Genomic DNA, 18,681 nt, shown 5'->3' on the forward strand with positions numbered 1-18,681 from the left:
GTGAGAACATCATGAATAATTGATGTTCTCATTTTTTCCCTTACATGCTATTATAAATAAGGACAAAATAGAGTAAGATCTTCACTTAAGTGATAATAAGTCGAATTTATTAAAGGTACGTTCAGAAGTGATTTTGGACAGCCTCTAAAAAGATTGGAGTATTACCATGATAGAGTTTATCAATGCGGAAAAGACATATCCAAATGGCACGAAAGCATTGCAAGATATCAACTTGAAAATTGAGCAAGGTGAATTTGTGGGGGTCATTGGTTTATCAGGTGCAGGGAAATCCACTTTGATCCGATGCATTAATCGTATGCATGATATTACCGGTGGTCAATTAATGGTTGATAACGTTGATATTTCTAAATTAAAAGGAAAACAAGTCCGAAAGTTCCGGAGAAGAATTGGGATGATATTCCAATCTTTTAATTTGGTGACGAGAACAACAGTCATAAAGAATGTGCTTGTTTCGTTTGTTCCTGACCTCTCCTTTTGGCGTAAACTGTTTGGAATTTATACAAAAGAACAAAAAATAAAGGCGTTGGAAGCGCTTGATAAGGTTGGGATCTTAGATAAAGCCTTCATTCGTGTCGATCAACTGTCAGGCGGTCAACAACAACGGGTGGCATTAGCACGAACACTTGCTCAGAATCCTGATATTATTTTGGCGGACGAGCCAATTGCTTCTTTAGATCCTATTACGGCAAGACAAGTCATGGATGATTTTAAGAGAATCAATAAAGACATGAATATTTCCGTTATTATCAATATTCACCATGTCGAAGTGGCTCTTGAGTATGCAGATCGAATTATTGGGGTGCGTAAAGGTGAAGTGGTTTTTGACGGACCGTCATCAAAGGTAACCCAAGATGTGTTGGATGAAATTTATGGTGGAAGAGTTGAGGAATTTAAGGCCTCCAAGGAGGAGAGCGATTCCCATGTATGATAAAATATTTCCTCCAAAAAAGGTATCGTTGTCGAACGGTAAAGTTGTTCTTCAGAAAAGATCACGTACTCCACTTATCTTAATTATCTTAATTATCGCCATTATTATTTCAATGAATTTTACTGACTTTAGCTTTAGTGTTCTTTTCACAAATATTGGTCAATTTTTCTCGATCATTGGTCAAATGATTCCTCCAAATTGGAGTTATCTCCCTAAACTATGGGATGCCCTCATGGACACGCTTAAAATGTCTTTGCTTGGTTCCCTTATCGGGGCCATTATCGCCTTACCATTTGCAGTTTTAGCCTCTTCCAATATTATTAAGAGTAAAATCATTGTCGTTATTTTTAAGGTCATTCTAAGCCTACTTAGAACATTACCGACACTTGTGTCAGCCTTAATTGCGACTTTTGTATTCGGATTAGGTCCTATGGCCGGTATGGTTGCAATCTTCCTTTTCACCGTTTCATATGTGGGCAAATTACTGTACGAGGCCATTGAGAACGTTAATATGGGCGCTTTTGAAGCCATGGAGTCAATCGGAATGACTAGAATTCAGGCTTTTCGTTATGCGATCATGCCTCAAGTGCTTCCAGGATATCTCTCTCAATCCTTGTTTTGTTTCGAAGGGAATGTCCGTTATGCTGCTATTCTCGGTTATGTAGGTGCAGGGGGAGTGGGGCTTCTCATTAATGAAGATCTTGGATGGCGAGACTACCCTAGTGTGGGCATGATTATCATCACATTGGTTGTGACGGTCTTCATTATTGAGAGAATTAGTGAGCACTTTAGGAAAAAGTTAATTTAAAGGAGTATTTGCATGACTACAGTTGAAAAACAGCTTCGTAATGCACCGCGTAATTATTGGTATACCATCATTGTCACGGTGATTGTCTTAGCCCTTTTTTATTGGTCAACAACGGGTGTTATTTCTTTAAAGGATATAGATGCAAAAGGATTTAAAATTGCTGGGAACATTCTAAGCGGAATTGTCCATCCTGATACCGATCTACTCTTTAATATCACAAAACAGAGTGTCCTATACCTTCTTGTTGAGACGCTTGCCATTGCGTTCCTTGGGACGATTGTTGGTGGTATTATCTCTATTCCTTTAGCATTTTTAGCGGCATCAAATATTGTTCCTAAGCCGATTGCTTGGTTGACACGACTTTTGTTGATTATTATTCGCACGATTCCGGCTCTTGTTTATGGTCTTATGTTTATCCGCGTCACCGGTCCAGGTGCTTTTGCCGGAGTACTGACGATTGGGTTAACATCGGTTGGAATGCTAGCCAAATTATATGTGGATGCCATTGAGGAGCTAGATACAAGTGTATTGGAATCGATGACGTCAATAGGCTGCACCACTTTTGAAAAAATTCGTTATGGTATTATTCCGCAATTATTTTCGGGTTTTCTTTCCGTAACGATTTATCGATTTGATATGAATATGAGGGATGCTGCGACCCTAGGTCTCGTTGGAGCCGGTGGTATTGGTGCCCCACTTATCTTCGCGATGAACAGCTATAAATGGAATCAAGTGGGCTCTATTTTAATTGGTTTAGTAGTTCTGATCCTCATTATTGAATTGGTCTCAAATAAGCTCAGATCAAGATTGGTCAAAGGATAATATTTTATAGGCACTACATAATGACACATTCATTAGTGGTGCTCTTTTTTATGCTTTATGGTCCTCAAAACCATAGATCTGAGGCAGTGTGCCTTTCAACTCTTGAGTGCTTCCTTTAAACTATAGAGAGAGTGTACAAATAGTCCTAATGAATTTAAGAATGGAAGGGAAATCGTCAACATGAGTAAAATCGAATGTGTCATCCTTGAAACAAGCGATATCCATGGTAATGTATTGCCTTTAAATTATGGCACGAATAAACCGTCAGAATTGGGGTTTGCTAAGGTTGCAACGTTAATTAGAGAGGAAAGAAAGCGACACGAGAATGTTATGGTCATTGATAATGGTGATGTCATTCAAGGCACACCGTTAACCTATCATTTCGCCCGTTTTGACAAGGAAAACGTCAATCCAATGATGAAACTGCTTAATGCCCTACATTATGATGCGGCGGTCTTTGGCAATCACGAATTTAATTATGGTTTGGGTCATTTGACAGAAGCAGTTGAGGCCTCCCATTTTCCATGGTTATCAGCCAATCTGTTGAATAAAGAAACGGGAGATCCTTATTTTGGACAACCTTATATCTTAAAGACGGTGGGAGAATCCGGCCCCACTATTGCTATATTAGGTCTGACCACTAAGTATATCCCCAATTGGGAAAAAGAGGAACATATTGAGGGGATGGCGTTTGTTGATGTCGTCGAGACGGCGAAGAAGTGGGTGCCCTTTTTAAGAGAAGAAAAGGGTGCTGATATTGTGGTGATCTCTTATCATGGAGGATTTGAGCGTGACCTTGAAAGTGGAGAACCTACAGAAACACTCACAGGGGAGAACCAAGGCTATGAGCTTTGTCAAAGCGTTGAAGGGATCGATGTGCTTTTAACCGGTCATCAGCATCGCATGATCGAAGACAAGGACATTAATGGCGTTCTCCTTATTCAGCCTGGCTCTACCGGCTTAGCCTTAGGAAAAGTGACCCTCACTTTAGAAGAGACTGAGGAAGGCTGGCGTTGTTTAAATAAACAATCCGAACTGCTATCGGTGGAGGGTGTGCAGCCGGATGAAGAGGTTGTCGAGCTGATTCAACCTTACGAAAAAGCAACACAAGCGTGGCTGGATCAACCGATCGGCCACATTAAGGGCAATATGTTAGTCGAAGATCCCCTCGCTATTCGTCTACAAGACAATCCTTTAATTGAATTTATCAATAAGGTGCAAATGGAAACGGCAGACGTGGATATTTCTAATACCGCTCTCTTCGATAATAACTCTCCAGGATTTCCTGAGAATGTGACGATGCGCAGTGTCGTAGGTAATTATATTTATCCGAATACCTTGGTCGTATTACGTGTACAGGGAAGGGATATTAAGGCCGCTCTAGAACAATCCGCAGGCTATTTTGAGCTGAAAGCTGATGGCACCATAGGGGTTAGTCCTGCCTTTACGACGCCGAAACCACAACATTATAATTATGATATGTGGGAAGGGATTGACTATGCGATTGATGTCCGTAAGCCTATAGGGGAGCGGATTACCCATATTGATTACCATGGCGCCCCATTAGAGATGGATCAGAGTTACGATGTGGTATTGAATAACTATCGTGCAGCAGGTGGTGGTGACTATCACATGTATCAAGGTAAAGAGGTTGTTAAGGATATTCCAATTGATGTTTCAGAGCTCATCGCGAATTATATTATTGAAAGAAAAGTCATTGAACCGACGGTAGATGGGAATTGGAAAGTAATCTATTAATTATATCCTTTGATTTTGGGGGGATTAGATGGCTGTAGAACTACAGAATGATTGGCAGGACCTTCTTCATGGGGAATTTACTAAGGACTACTATTTGAAACTTCGCGAGTTTTTAAAATCAGAATATACGACGCAAACGATTTATCCGGATATGTTTGATATTTTCAACGCCCTGCAGTCCACACCGTATGAGCAGGTCAAGGCGGTCATTTTAGGGCAGGATCCTTACCATGGCCCCGGACAGGCTCATGGCCTTAGCTTTTCTGTGCAAAGGGGCGTGAAGCAGCCGCCATCTTTGCAAAATATTTTTAAAGAGCTTCAAGATGATCTGGGCCACGTGCCGCCTACACATGGCAATCTAGAGAAGTGGACAGAAGAAGGGGTGCTGCTTTTAAACACCGTTTTAACGGTTAGAAGGGGAGCTCCGGCTTCTCATCGAGGTAAAGGTTGGGAACAGCTGACGGATAAGGTCATCCAATGTCTCAATGAAAGAGAACGACCGATCGTTTTTATTCTGTGGGGAAAACATGCACAAGAAAAAGGAGAACTCATTGATACTTCCCGGCACTGTATCATTAAGTCACCGCATCCCAGTCCGTTTTCGGCGCATCGCGGTTTTTTTGGGAGCCGACCCTTTTCAAGGACGAATCAATTTTTAGAAAGTGTAGGGGAGGCGCCTATCGATTGGCAACTGCCATTAGAGTAAGCCAAGTCTCCTTAGCAAAATGAATGACATCCACTTGTGAAATTGCTACGCTTTAGATAAGACAAACATTCAAATGGAGGGTGTACATATGGTTAATCTTTCTACGACAACCGTGCTAAATAATGGTGTCAGCATGCCGATCTTTGGTCTAGGTGTCTATAAGGCAGAAGATGGTGAGGAAGTGAAGCAAGCAGTCGAAGCGGCTCTTGAGGCAGGCTATCGACTCATTGATACCGCCTCTTTTTATAAGAATGAAGCAGGCGTAGGCGAAGCGATCAAAGCTTCTGGGATCCCAAGAGAAGAGCTTTTTATCACGACAAAAGTATGGAATGATCAGCAAGGCTATGAATCGACGCTTGCGGCTTTTGAGGAAAGTAGGACGAAACTTGGATTGGAGTCTATTGATCTGTATCTCATTCATTGGCCGATTAAGGGTAAGTACAAGGAAACTTGGCGTGCACTCGAAAAGCTGTATAAGGAAGGCAAGGTTCGTGCCATTGGTGTGAGCAATTTTAAAGCCCATCATATAGAGGACTTGCTTTCAGAGAGTGAGATTGTGCCTGCTGTGAATCAAATTGAACTTCATCCTCGTCTCACACAGGAAGAAGACCGTGCCTATTGTATTGAAAAAGGCATTAAGGTAGAAGCTTGGAGTCCGCTAATGCGTGGGCGCCTTTTTGATGAGCCTCTACTCATGGATATAGCGGAGAAGCATGGGAAAACAACGGCTCAAGTCATTCTCCGCTGGAACGTTCAACACCAAATCATTACGATCCCTAAGTCCGTAAAGAAACAACGGATTATTGAAAACAGCAACATCTTCGATTTTGAGTTAACGGCCGAGGAAATGAAGGCCATTGATGGATTAAACCAAAATATTCGCACCGGTATGGATCCGGATGAAGTCAGCTGATGCTGAAAAACAATAATAGAATTGAGAAACTCGGGCCCTTCATTGGGTTCGGGTTTTTTTGAAGAATATAAATTTCTGCTGCAATCCATTCTGAATCCGACATCTCTCTATCAAATCACCACGCTTTTCTCATATCCACCACCAGGTTCCCCGAAAAGTGTTCTTTACTTTTTGGGGTGGTTGATGTGCTAGCTTTGGCGATATCACATGGACTGAGTGGCTGATGCTGCTTGCCTTTAGCTAGCTGATGCCCGTTTTCCAGATTTTGAAGAAAAACGGTCACCAAGGTATCCATCTGATGCCCGTTTTCCAGATTTTGAAGAAAAACGGTCACCAAGGTGTCCTTCTGATGCCCGTTTTCCAGATTCTAAAGAAAAACGGTCACCAAGGTGCCCTTCTGATGCCCGTTTTCCAGATTCTAAAGAAAAACGGTCACCAAGGTGTCCATCTGATGCCCGTTTTCCAGATTTTGAAGAAAAACGGTCACCAAGGTGCCCTTCTGATGCCCGTTTTCCAGATTTTGAAGAAAAACGGTCACCAAGGTGTCCTTCTGATGCCCGTTTTCCAGATTCTAAAGAAAAACGGTCACCAAGGTGCCCTTCTGATGCCCGTTTTCCAGATTCTAAAGAAAAACGGTCACCAAGATACCTCACTGATGCCAATTTTCAGTAATGTCAGCGTATAATTTAATGCAACATCAGGTTGTGCTTAGCGAAATAGTGAAGTATAAGCCAGGTTTTCTAAAGTACAAGAACGTACAAGCTGACGAGGGAGGAAAAAGTTACGGTAGAAAAATTTGTCTTCTTCGATTAGGGCATGGCGGAAACCAAGTTTTCTATTACCAAGCATTATTTCATTATTTTACGATACTTGGAGATATACTATGTCAGAGGATCGATCAAGGAGGAGATATAATGAAAGCAGTCGTTATAAATGCTTATGGTGGTCGTGAGGAGCTTAAAGCGATCGAGTTTCCTAAACCGATGCCGCGAGAACATGAGGTACTTATAGAGGTGTATGCAACGTCTATAAACCCTATTGATTGGAAATTGCGAGAGGGTTATCTCAAGGAACGTCTTCCCTTTAAGTTTCCCATTATTCTTGGCTGGGATGCTGCCGGTATTATCAAAAAAGTAGGCGCAAAGGTCACTGAATTTGAAGAGGGCGATAAAGTATTTACACGGCCGGCAACCACCGAACGCGGGACTTATGCAGAATATATTACAGCCGATGCCTCTCTTGTCGCTCATATGCCAAAGGAAAGTTCTTTTATAGAAGCAGCTGCAGTGCCGCTTGCAGGTCTTACCGCATGGCAATGTCTGGTTGACTTTGCGGAGATAAAAAAGGGAGACCGGGTGCTCGTTCATGCGGGAGCGGGCGGTGTTGGTAGTATGGCGATACAAATTGCCAAGGCATTTGGGGCAGAAGTCATTGCTACAGGGAGTTCTAAAAGCCAATCCATTATTAAGAAGCTTGGAGCAGATCATATGATCAATTATATGACAACCCCATTGACCGAAGCGATAGACGAAGTGGATATTGTACTGGATACTATCGGTGGTGATTCTCAGGAAAAAAGCTTTGAAGTTTTGAAACCCGGTGGTGTCCTGGTATCCATCGTTCAGCCGCCAAGCCAGGAGCGAGCAAAGGAAAAGGGCGTGAAGGCGGGGCTTGTTTGGTTGGAACCTAACGGAGAGCAGCTCGCAACCTTAGCTAAAATGATTGAAGAGGATGAGCTCAAGCCTTTAATCGCTGAGGTTTTACCCTTTAGCGAAGACGGTTTAAAGAAGGCCCATGAATTGAGTGAAACCCATCATGCCAAAGGTAAAATTGTCATAGAGGTCAAAAAAGAAGAGGATAAATAAGTGCATAAACTTCAGGTGTTAAGGAAAACTATCCCAAAAAGAGTAAGGTGGGATAGCGTGATGGATAAGAAACATCCAATCTCGAAGAAGGAAGACGATCCAACCATCGCAAATGGTATAGATAATGATGAGGAATTAGATGCTGAAGCAACAAAAGAAGAAGTAAGCCGGGGGGATTCCACGAAAGTGACAAAGCTCGTTTATGATGAATATGATCCCAGCTAACACCAACGACTAGGGTATGCCACCCTAGTCGTTTTATATTGTTTAAAACGAAATCAGCCAAGATACCGCAATTAAAAGTCTGAATAGTGTATACAGTCATATTTTATGAGAGTGGGGACATAGGATAGAAGAAGTGTTTACTTATAAATTTTAGAATAGGCAGACAGATGGAGGTCGTGGTCAAGGGGGGATAGAATGGGAGAAAATTTTTTATTACAGGTCAGAGACTTGCATACACAATTTGTCACTCAATCGGGTGTGGTTAAAGCCGTTGATGGTGTGAACTTTGAAGTAAAACCAGGAGAAACATTAGGCATTGTAGGAGAATCAGGCTCGGGAAAGAGTATGACTGCACTTTCCATTATGAAATTGGTTCCGAGTCCCCCGGGTGAAATTGTAAAGGGGGAGATTCTCTATAACGGTGACGATTTGATAAAAAAAACAGAGAAACAGATGAGGCACATTCGTGGGAATAAGATCTCCATGATTTTTCAAGATCCGATGACCTCATTGAATCCTGTTTTTACTGTTGGGGAGCAGTTGACGGAGACCCTACGAACGCATCGGAATGTGAGTAAAAGGCAGGCTCTCGAACATGCGACAGAGCTTTTGAATTTGGTGGGTATTCCTGATCCCAAGGCTCGGTTAAAAAATTATCCCCATGAATTTAGTGGCGGGATGAGGCAAAGAGTCATGATCGCCATGGCCTTGGCATGTGATCCAGAGCTTTTAATTGCTGATGAGCCTACAACCGCATTGGATGTCACGGTGCAAGCTCAGATATTAGAATTGCTTAAAAAGCTCCAAAAGGAACTTGGGATGGCGATCATCATGATTACTCATGATTTAGGTGTGGTTGCTGAAATTTGTGACCGTGTCATGGTCATGTATGCTGGAAAACAAGTCGAATTCACCGATCGCTTCAGATTATTTGATGTCCCGAAGCATCCGTATACTTGGGGACTTTTAAACTCGATTCCGAAGATGGAAAAGGAAAAAAAGAGACTGAAGGCGATATCCGGTCACCCACCAGATCTAAGGCATTTACGAAAAGGGTGTCCTTTCGCTGAACGTTGTCCGAAGGCTAAAGCTTCCTGTCGCATTCAAGCGCCACACTTACAGGAAGTCGAACCAGGCCATCTTGTCAGTTGTTTGTTGTATGAAGAAGAGAAGGTGACATTAGAATGACACCATTGCTAGAGGTCAAAGGATTAAAAAAGCATTTTCCCATCACAAAAGGGGCTGTGATTCCACGGAAGGTTGGTGCGGTCAAAGCTGTTGATGGCGTCTCTTTCCAATTAGAACAAGGAAAGACCTTAGGATTAGTGGGGGAAAGCGGTTGTGGGAAGTCAACAACAGGGCGAACGATATTAAAACTAATTGAACCGACAGAAGGACAAATCCTTTTTAAAGGACAAGACATCACTTCTTTAAAGGGGAATAAGCTCCGACGATTACGAAAGGATATGCAACTGATTTTCCAAGATCCCTTTGCCTCTTTAAATCCAAGAATGACCGTAGAACAAATTATTGCAGAACCGATGAAGGTTTTTGGCATAAATAAAGCAGCTAGACGTAAAAAAATCGACCAGCTTCTGGATGTTGTCGGATTGAGTGGCTACCACAAAAATCGCTATCCCCATGAATTTAGTGGAGGACAACGGCAAAGAGTTGGGATTGCTCGAGCTCTGGCACTGGACCCTGATCTGATTATTTGCGACGAGCCAGTTTCCGCATTAGATGTTTCCATTCAGGCGCAAGTCATCAATTTAATGGAGGATTTGCAAAAGGAATTTGGCCTGACCTACTTATTCATTGCCCATGATCTTGGTGTGGTCCATCATATTAGCGACCAAATCGCCGTCATGTATCTTGGCGAAATTGTTGAATATGGACATTATCATGAACTCTATGAACATCCTAAACATCCCTACACCCAGGCCCTACTCTCAGCCATTCCAGAAGCTAACCCTCATCTTCAGAAGGAACGCATTGTGTTGAAAGGAGATGTCCCTAGCCCAGCACATCCACCAGCAGGATGTAAATTCCACACACGGTGCCCACTCGCACAGGAACGCTGCCGATTAGAAAAACCGATCATGAAGACCGTTTCGCCGACTGGACAGCAGGCAGCCTGCCATTTCGTGAAGGAGGTGGGACATGGGGACAGGTTCGTTGTCCCAAAGTAAGAGATAAGGACGCGGAAAATGATTCTGCGTTAAACAGACTATTTATCGGGGGGAAATCATTTGAAAAGAAAGTCTTACGTTGTGTTCAGTATGCTCATCATTTCTTTATTATTTGTCATTGTCGGATGTGGCGGTGGAGACGCAGCCAACCAAGACAATGGCAATAATACTGCGGCCGGTGATAGTAGTGCTAACAAAGGAAGCAGTGATAGTAGTAGCGACAAAACGATCATTTTTGGTCGTGGTGCCGATTCTGTACAGCTCGATCCTTCTAAAGTAACCGATGGAGAATCCATTTATGTCACCAACCAAATTTATGACACGCTTGTTAGATACAAACAGGAGAATACCGAAGTTCAACCTGCTCTCGCTACCGATTGGAAGACGAGTGATGACGGGAAGGTTTGGACCTTTCATTTGAAAAAAGACGTCAAATTCCATGATGGCACCGATTTTAATGCTGACGCTGTGGTCTACAACTTTAAACGTTGGACAACATCAGCAGACTTTGTGTACTACGGCTACATGTTTGGAGCGAGCAAGGATAATATGAAGGGCATTATTCAAAACGTAGAAGCCACTGATGATGATACCGTCAAGTTTACACTCAGCGAACCGAATGCCCCTTTCTTGCAAACCCTTGCGATGCCACCGTTCGGCATTGCCAGTCCAACTGCTGTAAAGAAATACGGGGACGATTATTTCAAAAATCCTGTTGGGACGGGACCATTTGTCTTTGATAGCTGGGATAAGGACGACAAAATTGTGTTGCATAAAAACAAAGATTACTTTGGGCAAGTCGCGGATGCAGATCAAGTTATTTTCCGAGTGATTCCGGATAATGGTGCACGATTCATGGAATTACAGGCGGGAACGATCAATATGATGGATGGCATGAACCCAGAGGATATGCAGAAGGTGAAGGATGACAACAATTTACAAATTGTTAACCGACCGTCTATGAATGTCGGCTACATGGCCATGAACACAAGCAAAAAAGGACCGATGGCCAATACCAAGGTCAGACAAGCGATCAATATGGCTATCGATAAGAAAAAATTAATGACCCTATATCAAGGAATTGGTCAAGAAGCGAAGAACCCAATGCCACCTTCACTATGGGGATACAACGATGAAATTAAAGACTATAGTTATAATGTTGATCAAGCGAAGAAACTACTCGCTGAGGCTGGATACGGCAAAGGCTTCACTATGAATCTTTATACGATGACCAATCCGCGTCCATACATGCCGCAACCAAAATTAACAGCGGAAGCCATTCAACAAATGTTAAAAGACGTCAATATTAAGGTCAATATCGTTGAAAATGATTGGGATACCCATTTGACCAAGACCGAAGAAGGTGCCCATGATGCGGCATTAATGGGATGGACCGGTGATAATGGTGATCCTGATAACTTCTTATACGTTTTACTTGATAAAGATAATGCGAAGAAAGGTTCCGCCGGGAATATTGCTTTCTATAAAAACGACCAAGTCCATAAATTGTTGAAGAAGGCCCAGATTACGATGGATCAAGGCACTCGGACAGACATCTATAAACAAGTCCAGGAAATCATTCATGATGATGCGCCGTGGGTGCCGATTGCCTATACGACACCACCAATGGCTATTAGCAAAACGATCTCGGGCTATGTGCCTCATGCCACAGGTAGTGAGCCATTTAACTATATTAAGTTTAAATAAGTAAGTATTGAGAGGGCAGCATAGGGGAGATTCACCACTCTAAATGTTTTGGTTAGGGAGGTGAACCTTCCCTTATAGGCAACGTCCTTCATCCAACATGCTGGGGGAGTTCTAAAATGATTAATTATATTATTAGACGCTTGCTGTTGCTCATTCCCGTCTTCATAGGTGTTTCCATCTTAGCCTTTGCCTTACTCCGATTAATTCCTGGTGATCCCGCAAAAAGCATGCTTGGGAATAAAGCGACTGAGGCCCAATTACAATCCCTGCGTGCAGAGTTAAAATTGAATGATCCTTTACCCGTGCAATACGCAAGTTATATGAAAGATGTCATTAAGGGTGATTTGGGGAAATCGATTAAATCGCATGACTCCGTTATAAAAGAAATTAGTACACGTCTACCTGCAACAATCGAATTGTCCTTGTTTGCCCTTATTATTGCGATTGTAATTGGGGTTTTGGCAGGCATTATTTCAGCAGCCAAGCGGAGCTCTTGGTTTGACCATTTAAGTATGACTGGAGCTTTATTTGGCGTTTCGATGCCGATCTTTTGGTTGGGATTAATGATGATCTGGCTGTTTTCTGTGACCTTACATTGGTTACCGCCTTCTGGAAGGCTCTCGGTGGGAACTCACCTACAGACGATCACGAACTTTTATTTAGTTGATAGTATTTTAACGGGAAATTGGTTTGCCTTTAAAGATAGCCTAGCTCACATTTTAATGCCAGGGTTTGCATTAGGAACCATTCCTATGGCCATCATCGCAAGGATGACGCGTTCGAGTATGCTTGAGGTCTTAAATCAAGATTTCATTCGTACCGCTAATGCCAAGGGGCTGGCAAAGTACCTTGTCATTTTTAAACATGCTTTAAAGAATGCTTTTTTACCCGTGTTAACCGTCATTGGTTTTCAATTTGGCTTTCTTTTAGGTGGGGCTGTTTTAACAGAAACCATTTTTTCATGGCCTGGTGTTGGACGCTATGTCTATCAGTCAATTTTAAGCCGGGACTACCCTGTTGTCCAAAGTACGATTCTTATCATCGCTGTGATGTTCGTGTTGATCAACCTCATAACGGATATTCTTTACAAATATTTCGATCCAAGGATTCGTTATGATTGAGAAAGGGCGTGAGTGAAAATGTCGACAGAGATGAGGCTGGGTGATGATGGCGATATTTCAGGAACAGCGTCCCAACAAGATAAAAAAAGACCATTTCTAGACGCTTTGGTGAGTATTTTAAAAAGTAAAACCTCGTTGATAGGCCTAATCATTATTGTTCTATTACTTTTAGTGGCTGTTTTTGCCCCGCTCCTTGCACCTTCGAATCCGATAAGTGGTGGAGATTTATTTAATCGTTATAAAGGGCCGTCTGCAGATCATTGGCTGGGCACGGATGAACTGGGGAGAGATATATTAAGTCGTCTCATTTATGGGACAAGAATTTCGATTCAAGTGGGCATTATTGCGGTTGGGATCGCCTTGGTGATAGGGACGTTTTTAGGGGCTATATCCGGCTTTTTCGGCAGATGGATTGATATGATTGTCATGCGGATTGTCGATATTTTAATGTCCTTTCCTAGCATTCTCTTAGCCATAGCAATTGTAGCGGTAATGGGTAAAGGATTGACGAACACGATGATTGCTGTCGGCATTGTTGGTATACCGCAATTTGCCCGTATCGTGCGCTCGTCTGTGCTTTCAGTTAAAGAAACAGAGTATGTAGAAGCGGCTCGGGCAGTAGGCGCTAAAAGTTATAGAGTGTTGTTCCGACATGTGCTCCCCAATTGTTTAGCCCCCATCATTGTGCAAACAACACTTAGTATCGGTACAGCGATATTAGATGCCGCGGGCTTGAGCTTCTTAGGGCTTGGTGCCCAACCGCCAAAACCCGAATGGGGTGCCATGCTCGACGCGGGTAGAGCTGCTTTACAAACCGCCCCATGGGTCGTCATTTTCCCCGGCCTAGCCATCTTGGTGACCGTCCTTGGTTTTAATCTTCTAGGAGATGGCCTGCGGGATGCGCTAGATCCTAGGACAAAGAAGTAGATATAAACACTAGTGACCTGGACAAGGCGACTTCAGCCTTGTTTTTTAGAAGCCTTTTAATAGATAAACTAGGAATTGAAATCAACATTGATCGGAATCCATCATTCGACTTTAAACAATAGAGCTACCTCTATTAAGCAGGTAGCTCATTCAATATCCAATGTATTGCGCGTTTTCGGATACTTTGGTCCGCGGACTTCAAGGACACCATTGAGGAATCGCGCTTTTGTTTTTTGTCTGTTGATGCGATAAGGGAGCGGGATTTCTCGTTCCATTCGCGCATGTCTGCGCTCGCGACGATAATAATTATTATCGCCTTTTACTTCATTGTCCTCGGTATTTATGACTGCAATCCTTAGCCGATCACCCAATGTATCAATGTGAATATCTTCTTTTCTCACGCCGGGAAGCTCAGCTTTTACGACCCAATCAGATGACGTCTCATAAAGATCAATTGGAAATCCCCCGAATTGCTCCATGGCATGCCGTTGGAAAAAGGAATCAATGGAGCTCATTAGCCCACCAAAGGGATCGCTGTTAAAAAAGTCATTCATTTGTTGCATGGGGCTTCTGAACACTGGTTGAAGCCCTTCATTATCTCGGGAACGCCGTTGGTTATCGTTGTCTGCCAAGAGGTCACCCCTCCTTTCAAGACATGAATTCTACATATAGCATATGAGGATGGGAACATTGTGGTATAGACGGATGTCCCGAGTTTTCAATAAGGATACAAGCAAGCGCCTAGAGTAATAATGCCAGCGACAATGAAATAATGGCGTCCATGAACTTTTTTGAATAGAAAACAGCCATTAAGGTATCGGCTTATAAGAATAATAAGCCCAGCAAGGATCACAACACTAAGATGAAATAAAGAGCCCCACATATACAAGCCGATAACGCCTAAACAAAGATGACTCGCTATGAAAAAGATGAGAATAATACTTTGGAAGAGAGTGTATGGCCCTTTTCTAAAAAATTGTATTATCCCTCCCACAACAGAGATGAAACCAAGTAAAATGTAAAGAGATCCACTCAACATATATAACCCCTCCAATGATAGAAAGAGTATGACATGTGGGGTCGACCCCACGTCAATAGAGAGGCGAAGCTTTTATGAAAATAGGTCCATTTATCGAAAGGCTAAAGACAACAAAAGATACTGTCAGGCATTATGAACACTTAGGTTTGCTCGCGCCCACTTGGGATGGGCGCTTTAAGGACTACACTGAAAAAGAGATCAACGATTTCGAAGCCATCAAAGAAATGCAAGCCTTAGGACTTGCATTAACAGATATTCAAACGCTATTCCAGGTCAAACGAAATCAAGGCTGTGGCAGCGCAGAACTTCTAACCTCTGTTCAACACTCACTGCAGGTGATCCTTGGAACCCTTGACCAAAAAGAACAAGAAATTCACAAACAACGCGAAGCGACACTGACACTTATTAAGGCCTTGGAGGAAATTTCCTCAAATATATAGAGTGAAAGTAAAAATGAATGACTAAAATTAGTATCATTCATCTTGCTTATATAAGCATATAATTATATTATAAAATAAAGGGGATGAGAGTATGCCTGAGGAGACAATGAATATCCATACCTATGCTAATCTTTTAAAGCTTTTAGGTGACAAAACAAGATTGTCTATGATGGGTCTACTCCATCATGGTGAATGCTGTGTCTGTGAGTTTGTTGAAATATTTCAAATGAGTCAGCCGGCAATCAGTCAGCATTTACGAAAGCTTCGGGATGTTGGACTCGTCAATGAAAGACGGAAGGGGCAGTGGATTTTTTATTCATTAAATCAAACACATCCCTTGTTCCCTATGGTTCAAGCTATTATTCAAAACATTCCCGATCAAAAGGAGAGATTAGAAGCTTTGGAACAGGCAGGATTGCGTATTTCTTGTTGCTAGTATAGGGGGAAGACAGTTGCTATCAATTATTTTGGCACTTCTTATTTTTTTAATCACATTAGTTTTTGTGATATGGCAGCCTAAAGGTCTCGGGATTGGCTGGACAGCGTGCGGGGGTGCTATTTTAGCCTTGCTTGCAGGCGTGGTTAGTTTTCATGATGTGGGTACCGTAACGGGCATTGTTTGGAATGCTACTTTGACCTTTGTGGCTATTATTTTAATTTCTTTGATCCTTGATGACATTGGTTTTTTTGAATGGGCAGCCTTATATATGGCACGCTTAGCCAAGGGAAGTGGGATCGGCATGTTTGTGCTGATCACGTTACTTGGTGCGATTGTCGCTGCCTTTTTTGCCAATGACGGGGCCGCCTTGATTTTGACACCGATCGTTCTTGCGATGGTTCGAGCGCTTAATCTTAATGAAAAACTGGTGTTTCCGTTTATCATGGCTAGTGGCTTTATCGCTGACACCACCTCATTACCTTTAGTGGTGAGTAATCTTGTCAATATTGTATCCGCTGATTATTTTCATATCGGATTTGGAGAATACGCCTCGCGCATGGTGGTTGTTGACCTGTTTTCTCTTGGGGCAAGCCTCTTAGTACTCTATCTCTTTTTCAGGAAGCGTATCCCAAAAGCGTTTGATGTTAAACAACTCAAGCAGCCAAGAGAAGCGATCCGTGATCACACTTTGTTTAAGCTTTCTTGGATTATATTGGCTGTATTGTTAGCCGGCTATTTTGTGGGGGAATTCTTCGATATTCCGGTCTCACTTATTGCAGGCATCATTGCGATTATCTTTTTACTATTAGCGAGAAGAAGCCCATCCGTTCACACATGGCAAGTCATTAAAGGGGCACCATGGGCCATTGTCTTTTTTTCAATTGGAATGTACGTCGTCGTCTATGGTCTAAAAAATGTTGGACTTACCGATGTCTTAGGCAAAGTGATTCAAAGTGCTGCAGACCAAGGTTTAGCGGTAGGGACACTAGCAACAGGGTTTATCGCAGCCATTCTTTCATCGGTCATGAATAACATGCCGACGGTGATGATCGATGCCCTTGCCATCGGAGGAACGGATGCTACAGGGGTGGTTAAGGAGGGCCTTGTATATGCCAATGTAATTGGATCTGATCTCGGTCCTAAGATTACTCCTATTGGCTCTTTAGCCACGTTGCTCTGGCTTCATGTGCTATCACAAAAAGGCGTTAAAATTCCTTGGGGTTACTATTTCAAGGTGGGTATTGTCTTAACGATTCCAACACTCTTGATAACATTAATAGGTCTTTATTTATGGTTGTTAGTTATTGGATAGAAACGGGGGAATGAGGAAAATGGAAAAGCCGATTGTTTATTTTTTGTGTACGGGAAATTCCTGTCGAAGTCAAATGGCAGAAGGGTTTGGGCATAAGTACTTAGAGGATAAGCTTGACGTTTATTCTGCGGGGATTGAGGCCCACGGTCTTAATTCTAAAGCGGTTAAAGCCATGGCTGAGGTTGGAATCGATATTTCTAAACAACAGTCTTCAATTATTGATCATGACCTTCTGAACAAGGCAGAGTATGTCATTACCCTTTGTGGTGATGCTAAAGACAACTGTCCAGTGACGCCTCCGACTGTAAAAAAAATACACTGGGGATTACCTGACCCTGCTAAGGCTGTGGGAACAGAGGAGGAAAAGTGGCAGGTCTTCAGAGAAGTACGCGATCAGATTGAGGCTAGAATCAAGGATTTTTCTGCGTCCTTATAGGGAGAGCGGAGAGCGCTTATTCAGTAAAATTAATCAGAAGGTTGACATAGACGCCTTTCCTAGGTTAGTATATAAATAACAAAATAGTCCCAAAGGGGAGTAGCCAAAAACAGCAAGGTCGTCATTTCGGGATAAAACCCCGGCCTTGTTGACAACGTACGTGTGTTGTTGGCAAGACCTTTGCCTGAAAATCGTTTCAGTGTGAAGGTCTTTTTATTATGTCGGTGCGAACAGCCTTCACCTGAGCGGTGGAGGCTGTTTTGATTTTCATAGGCTAAGGAGTGGATAGAATGGACATATTTTCTTTGGAATTTGTCACTTCTTTACTACTAATTGTCGGCATCGATCTTGTACTGGCTGGAGATAATGCAATTGTTATTGGGCTAGCCGCTAGGAAACTCCCTAAACAACAACAAAAGAAAGCCGTGATTTGGGGGACGGTGGGAGCTGTAGTGATCCGTATGGTTGCAGCCATGATTCTTGTCACCTTATTAAAAATCCCCGGGTTACATTTAGTCGGTGGGCTGCTGCTTATCTGGATTGCCTATAAGCTGATTACAGATAACCAGCAGCATGATGAGAATGTGGAGGCCAGCCCTTCTTTGTGGGGGGCCGTTCGTACGATTGTCATTGCGGACGCGTTAATGGGCTTGGATAATGTCCTTGCGATTTCAGGAGCTGCTCATGATAGCTACTTACTTGTTGGGCTCGGACTTCTCATTAGTGTACCAATTGTCATGTGGGGGAGCACTTTGTTTATTAAACTCATTGAAAAATTCCCATGGGTGATTTATGTTGGAGGTGCCATTCTTGCTTATACCGCAGGACATATGGTCACGGGAGAAAAATTCTTAGATGACGTTTTTTCCTCCGAGATCTTAAGCTGGGGCTTTATGTTACTTGTTATCCTCATTGTATTAGCGGCCGGGTTTTATCGTAACTTGTATATAGCAACTTTAAAAAAACAACATAATATACAAGGTTAATGGCCAGGGCATCTGCGTAGAGCAGGTGCTCTTTTTTGA

The 18,681-nt window shown here is 42.6% G+C and carries 21 protein-coding genes; 18 read left to right on the forward strand and 3 right to left on the reverse strand.

The features are described from left to right. The first annotated feature begins 166 nt into the window (after window positions 1–166). From phnC to IEV91_RS15445, 6 genes are all read left to right on the forward strand, one after another. Window positions 167–949 carry a phosphonate ABC transporter ATP-binding protein gene (gene phnC / locus IEV91_RS15420; RefSeq protein WP_188498322.1) on the forward strand — a complete coding sequence of 261 codons (783 nt, stop codon included), beginning with the start codon at window positions 167–169 and terminating at the stop codon, window positions 947–949. Continuing rightward, the gene (phnE, locus tag IEV91_RS15425) at window positions 942–1,757 is read left to right on the forward strand and encodes a phosphonate ABC transporter, permease protein PhnE (protein WP_188498323.1); all 816 of its coding nucleotides are present in this window, start codon (window positions 942–944) and stop codon (window positions 1,755–1,757) included. Before phnC ends, phnE (IEV91_RS15425) begins: the two co-directional genes overlap by 8 nt. Before the next feature lie 12 nt (window positions 1,758–1,769). Further along, on the forward strand, window positions 1,770–2,579 hold the full coding sequence (gene phnE, locus IEV91_RS15430; RefSeq protein WP_188498324.1) for a phosphonate ABC transporter, permease protein PhnE: 810 nt from the start codon (window positions 1,770–1,772) through the stop codon (window positions 2,577–2,579). A 180-nt stretch (window positions 2,580–2,759) separates the two neighbouring features. Beyond that, window positions 2,760–4,337 carry a bifunctional metallophosphatase/5'-nucleotidase gene (locus tag IEV91_RS15435; protein WP_188498325.1) on the forward strand — a complete coding sequence of 526 codons (1,578 nt, stop codon included), beginning with the start codon at window positions 2,760–2,762 and terminating at the stop codon, window positions 4,335–4,337. Between the two features lie 28 nt (window positions 4,338–4,365). Next, entirely contained in the window at window positions 4,366–5,043 is a 678-nt protein-coding gene (locus tag IEV91_RS15440; protein ID WP_188498326.1) for a uracil-DNA glycosylase, read from the forward strand. Window positions 5,044–5,131: 88 nt separating this feature from the next. Continuing rightward, window positions 5,132–5,956 (forward strand): aldo/keto reductase, encoded by an 825-nt coding sequence (locus tag IEV91_RS15445; protein ID WP_188498327.1) that lies wholly within the window; start codon window positions 5,132–5,134, stop codon window positions 5,954–5,956. 236 nt (window positions 5,957–6,192) lie between these two features. Here IEV91_RS15445 and IEV91_RS15450 read toward each other — a convergent pair whose 3' ends face one another. Beyond that, entirely contained in the window at window positions 6,193–6,618 is a 426-nt protein-coding gene (locus IEV91_RS15450) for a hypothetical protein (protein WP_188498328.1), read from the reverse strand. Window positions 6,619–6,870: 252 nt separating this feature from the next. Here IEV91_RS15450 and IEV91_RS15455 point away from each other — a divergent pair, with 252 nt between their 5' ends. From IEV91_RS15455 to nikC, 7 genes are all read left to right on the forward strand, one after another. Further along, the gene (locus IEV91_RS15455; RefSeq protein ID WP_188498329.1) at window positions 6,871–7,821 is read left to right on the forward strand and encodes an NADP-dependent oxidoreductase; all 951 of its coding nucleotides are present in this window, start codon (window positions 6,871–6,873) and stop codon (window positions 7,819–7,821) included. Window positions 7,822–7,881: 60 nt separating this feature from the next. Further along, window positions 7,882–8,046, forward strand: coding sequence for a hypothetical protein (locus IEV91_RS15460; RefSeq protein WP_188498330.1), 165 nt, complete (start codon window positions 7,882–7,884; stop codon window positions 8,044–8,046). 195 nt (window positions 8,047–8,241) lie between these two features. Next, a complete protein-coding gene (locus IEV91_RS15465; RefSeq protein WP_188498331.1) occupies window positions 8,242–9,234 on the forward strand; it encodes an ABC transporter ATP-binding protein in 993 nt (330 codons plus the stop codon). After that, the gene (locus IEV91_RS15470; protein ID WP_188498332.1) at window positions 9,231–10,235 is read left to right on the forward strand and encodes an ABC transporter ATP-binding protein; all 1,005 of its coding nucleotides are present in this window, start codon (window positions 9,231–9,233) and stop codon (window positions 10,233–10,235) included. Before IEV91_RS15465 ends, IEV91_RS15470 begins: the two co-directional genes overlap by 4 nt. 60 nt (window positions 10,236–10,295) lie before the next feature. Further along, on the forward strand, window positions 10,296–11,942 hold the full coding sequence (locus tag IEV91_RS15475; protein ID WP_204871318.1) for an ABC transporter substrate-binding protein: 1,647 nt from the start codon (window positions 10,296–10,298) through the stop codon (window positions 11,940–11,942). Window positions 11,943–12,058: 116 nt separating this feature from the next. Further along, a complete protein-coding gene (locus IEV91_RS15480; RefSeq protein ID WP_188498333.1) occupies window positions 12,059–13,063 on the forward strand; it encodes an ABC transporter permease in 1,005 nt (334 codons plus the stop codon). Between the two features lie 18 nt (window positions 13,064–13,081). Continuing rightward, on the forward strand, window positions 13,082–13,990 hold the full coding sequence (gene nikC / locus IEV91_RS15485) for a nickel transporter permease (RefSeq protein ID WP_188498334.1): 909 nt from the start codon (window positions 13,082–13,084) through the stop codon (window positions 13,988–13,990). A 146-nt stretch (window positions 13,991–14,136) separates the two neighbouring features. On the opposite strand, the gene IEV91_RS15490 is transcribed toward nikC, so the two are convergent. Both IEV91_RS15490 and IEV91_RS15495 read right to left on the reverse strand, forming a co-directional pair. Then, entirely contained in the window at window positions 14,137–14,622 is a 486-nt protein-coding gene (locus IEV91_RS15490; RefSeq protein WP_229745614.1) for an Hsp20/alpha crystallin family protein, read from the reverse strand. Window positions 14,623–14,708: 86 nt separating this feature from the next. After that, window positions 14,709–15,029: a hypothetical protein gene (locus IEV91_RS15495; RefSeq protein WP_188498335.1), complete on the reverse strand. Its 321-nt coding sequence runs from the start codon at window positions 15,027–15,029 to the stop codon at window positions 14,709–14,711. Window positions 15,030–15,103: 74 nt separating this feature from the next. Between IEV91_RS15495 and IEV91_RS15500 the strand changes: the two genes are divergently transcribed. The 5 genes from IEV91_RS15500 (at window position 15,104) to IEV91_RS15520 (ending at window position 18,642) form a co-directional block, all read left to right on the forward strand. Then, window positions 15,104–15,469, forward strand: coding sequence for a MerR family transcriptional regulator (locus IEV91_RS15500; RefSeq protein ID WP_188498336.1), 366 nt, complete (start codon window positions 15,104–15,106; stop codon window positions 15,467–15,469). A gap of 91 nt (window positions 15,470–15,560) precedes the next feature. After that, window positions 15,561–15,905 (forward strand): ArsR/SmtB family transcription factor, encoded by a 345-nt coding sequence (locus tag IEV91_RS15505; protein WP_188498337.1) that lies wholly within the window; start codon window positions 15,561–15,563, stop codon window positions 15,903–15,905. A gap of 16 nt (window positions 15,906–15,921) precedes the next feature. Then, window positions 15,922–17,220 (forward strand): arsenic transporter, encoded by a 1,299-nt coding sequence (locus IEV91_RS15510; protein ID WP_188498338.1) that lies wholly within the window; start codon window positions 15,922–15,924, stop codon window positions 17,218–17,220. A gap of 19 nt (window positions 17,221–17,239) precedes the next feature. After that, window positions 17,240–17,656 (forward strand): arsenate reductase (thioredoxin), encoded by a 417-nt coding sequence (arsC, locus tag IEV91_RS15515; protein WP_188498339.1) that lies wholly within the window; start codon window positions 17,240–17,242, stop codon window positions 17,654–17,656. A 290-nt stretch (window positions 17,657–17,946) separates the two neighbouring features. Beyond that, the gene (locus tag IEV91_RS15520; RefSeq protein WP_188498340.1) at window positions 17,947–18,642 is read left to right on the forward strand and encodes a TerC family protein; all 696 of its coding nucleotides are present in this window, start codon (window positions 17,947–17,949) and stop codon (window positions 18,640–18,642) included. Window positions 18,643–18,681 lie beyond the last annotated feature (39 nt).

The organism is Pullulanibacillus pueri (assembly GCF_014639255.1).
Lineage (GTDB): Bacteria > Bacillota > Bacilli > Bacillales > Sporolactobacillaceae > Pullulanibacillus > Pullulanibacillus pueri.

Bases quoted from the DNA above. Each gene is read 5' to 3' on its own strand.
- phnC (WP_188498322.1), top strand. From the start codon at position 167: ATGATAGAGTTTATCAATGCGGAAAAGACATATCCAAATGGCACGAAA.
- phnE (WP_188498323.1), top strand. From the start codon at position 942: ATGTATGATAAAATATTTCCTCCAAAAAAGGTATCGTTGTCGAACGGT.
- phnE (WP_188498324.1), top strand. From the start codon at position 1,770: ATGACTACAGTTGAAAAACAGCTTCGTAATGCACCGCGTAATTATTGG.
- IEV91_RS15435 (WP_188498325.1), top strand. From the start codon at position 2,760: ATGAGTAAAATCGAATGTGTCATCCTTGAAACAAGCGATATCCATGGT.
- IEV91_RS15440 (WP_188498326.1), top strand. From the start codon at position 4,366: ATGGCTGTAGAACTACAGAATGATTGGCAGGACCTTCTTCATGGGGAA.
- IEV91_RS15445 (WP_188498327.1), top strand. From the start codon at position 5,132: ATGGTTAATCTTTCTACGACAACCGTGCTAAATAATGGTGTCAGCATG.
- IEV91_RS15455 (WP_188498329.1), top strand. From the start codon at position 6,871: ATGAAAGCAGTCGTTATAAATGCTTATGGTGGTCGTGAGGAGCTTAAA.
- IEV91_RS15460 (WP_188498330.1), top strand. From the start codon at position 7,882: ATGGATAAGAAACATCCAATCTCGAAGAAGGAAGACGATCCAACCATC.
- IEV91_RS15465 (WP_188498331.1), top strand. From the start codon at position 8,242: ATGGGAGAAAATTTTTTATTACAGGTCAGAGACTTGCATACACAATTT.
- IEV91_RS15470 (WP_188498332.1), top strand. From the start codon at position 9,231: ATGACACCATTGCTAGAGGTCAAAGGATTAAAAAAGCATTTTCCCATC.
- IEV91_RS15480 (WP_188498333.1), top strand. From the start codon at position 12,059: ATGATTAATTATATTATTAGACGCTTGCTGTTGCTCATTCCCGTCTTC.
- nikC (WP_188498334.1), top strand. From the start codon at position 13,082: ATGTCGACAGAGATGAGGCTGGGTGATGATGGCGATATTTCAGGAACA.
- IEV91_RS15495 (WP_188498335.1), bottom strand. From the start codon at position 15,029: ATGTTGAGTGGATCTCTTTACATTTTACTTGGTTTCATCTCTGTTGTG.
- IEV91_RS15500 (WP_188498336.1), top strand. From the start codon at position 15,104: ATGAAAATAGGTCCATTTATCGAAAGGCTAAAGACAACAAAAGATACT.
- IEV91_RS15505 (WP_188498337.1), top strand. From the start codon at position 15,561: ATGCCTGAGGAGACAATGAATATCCATACCTATGCTAATCTTTTAAAG.
- arsC (WP_188498339.1), top strand. From the start codon at position 17,240: ATGGAAAAGCCGATTGTTTATTTTTTGTGTACGGGAAATTCCTGTCGA.
- IEV91_RS15520 (WP_188498340.1), top strand. From the start codon at position 17,947: ATGGACATATTTTCTTTGGAATTTGTCACTTCTTTACTACTAATTGTC.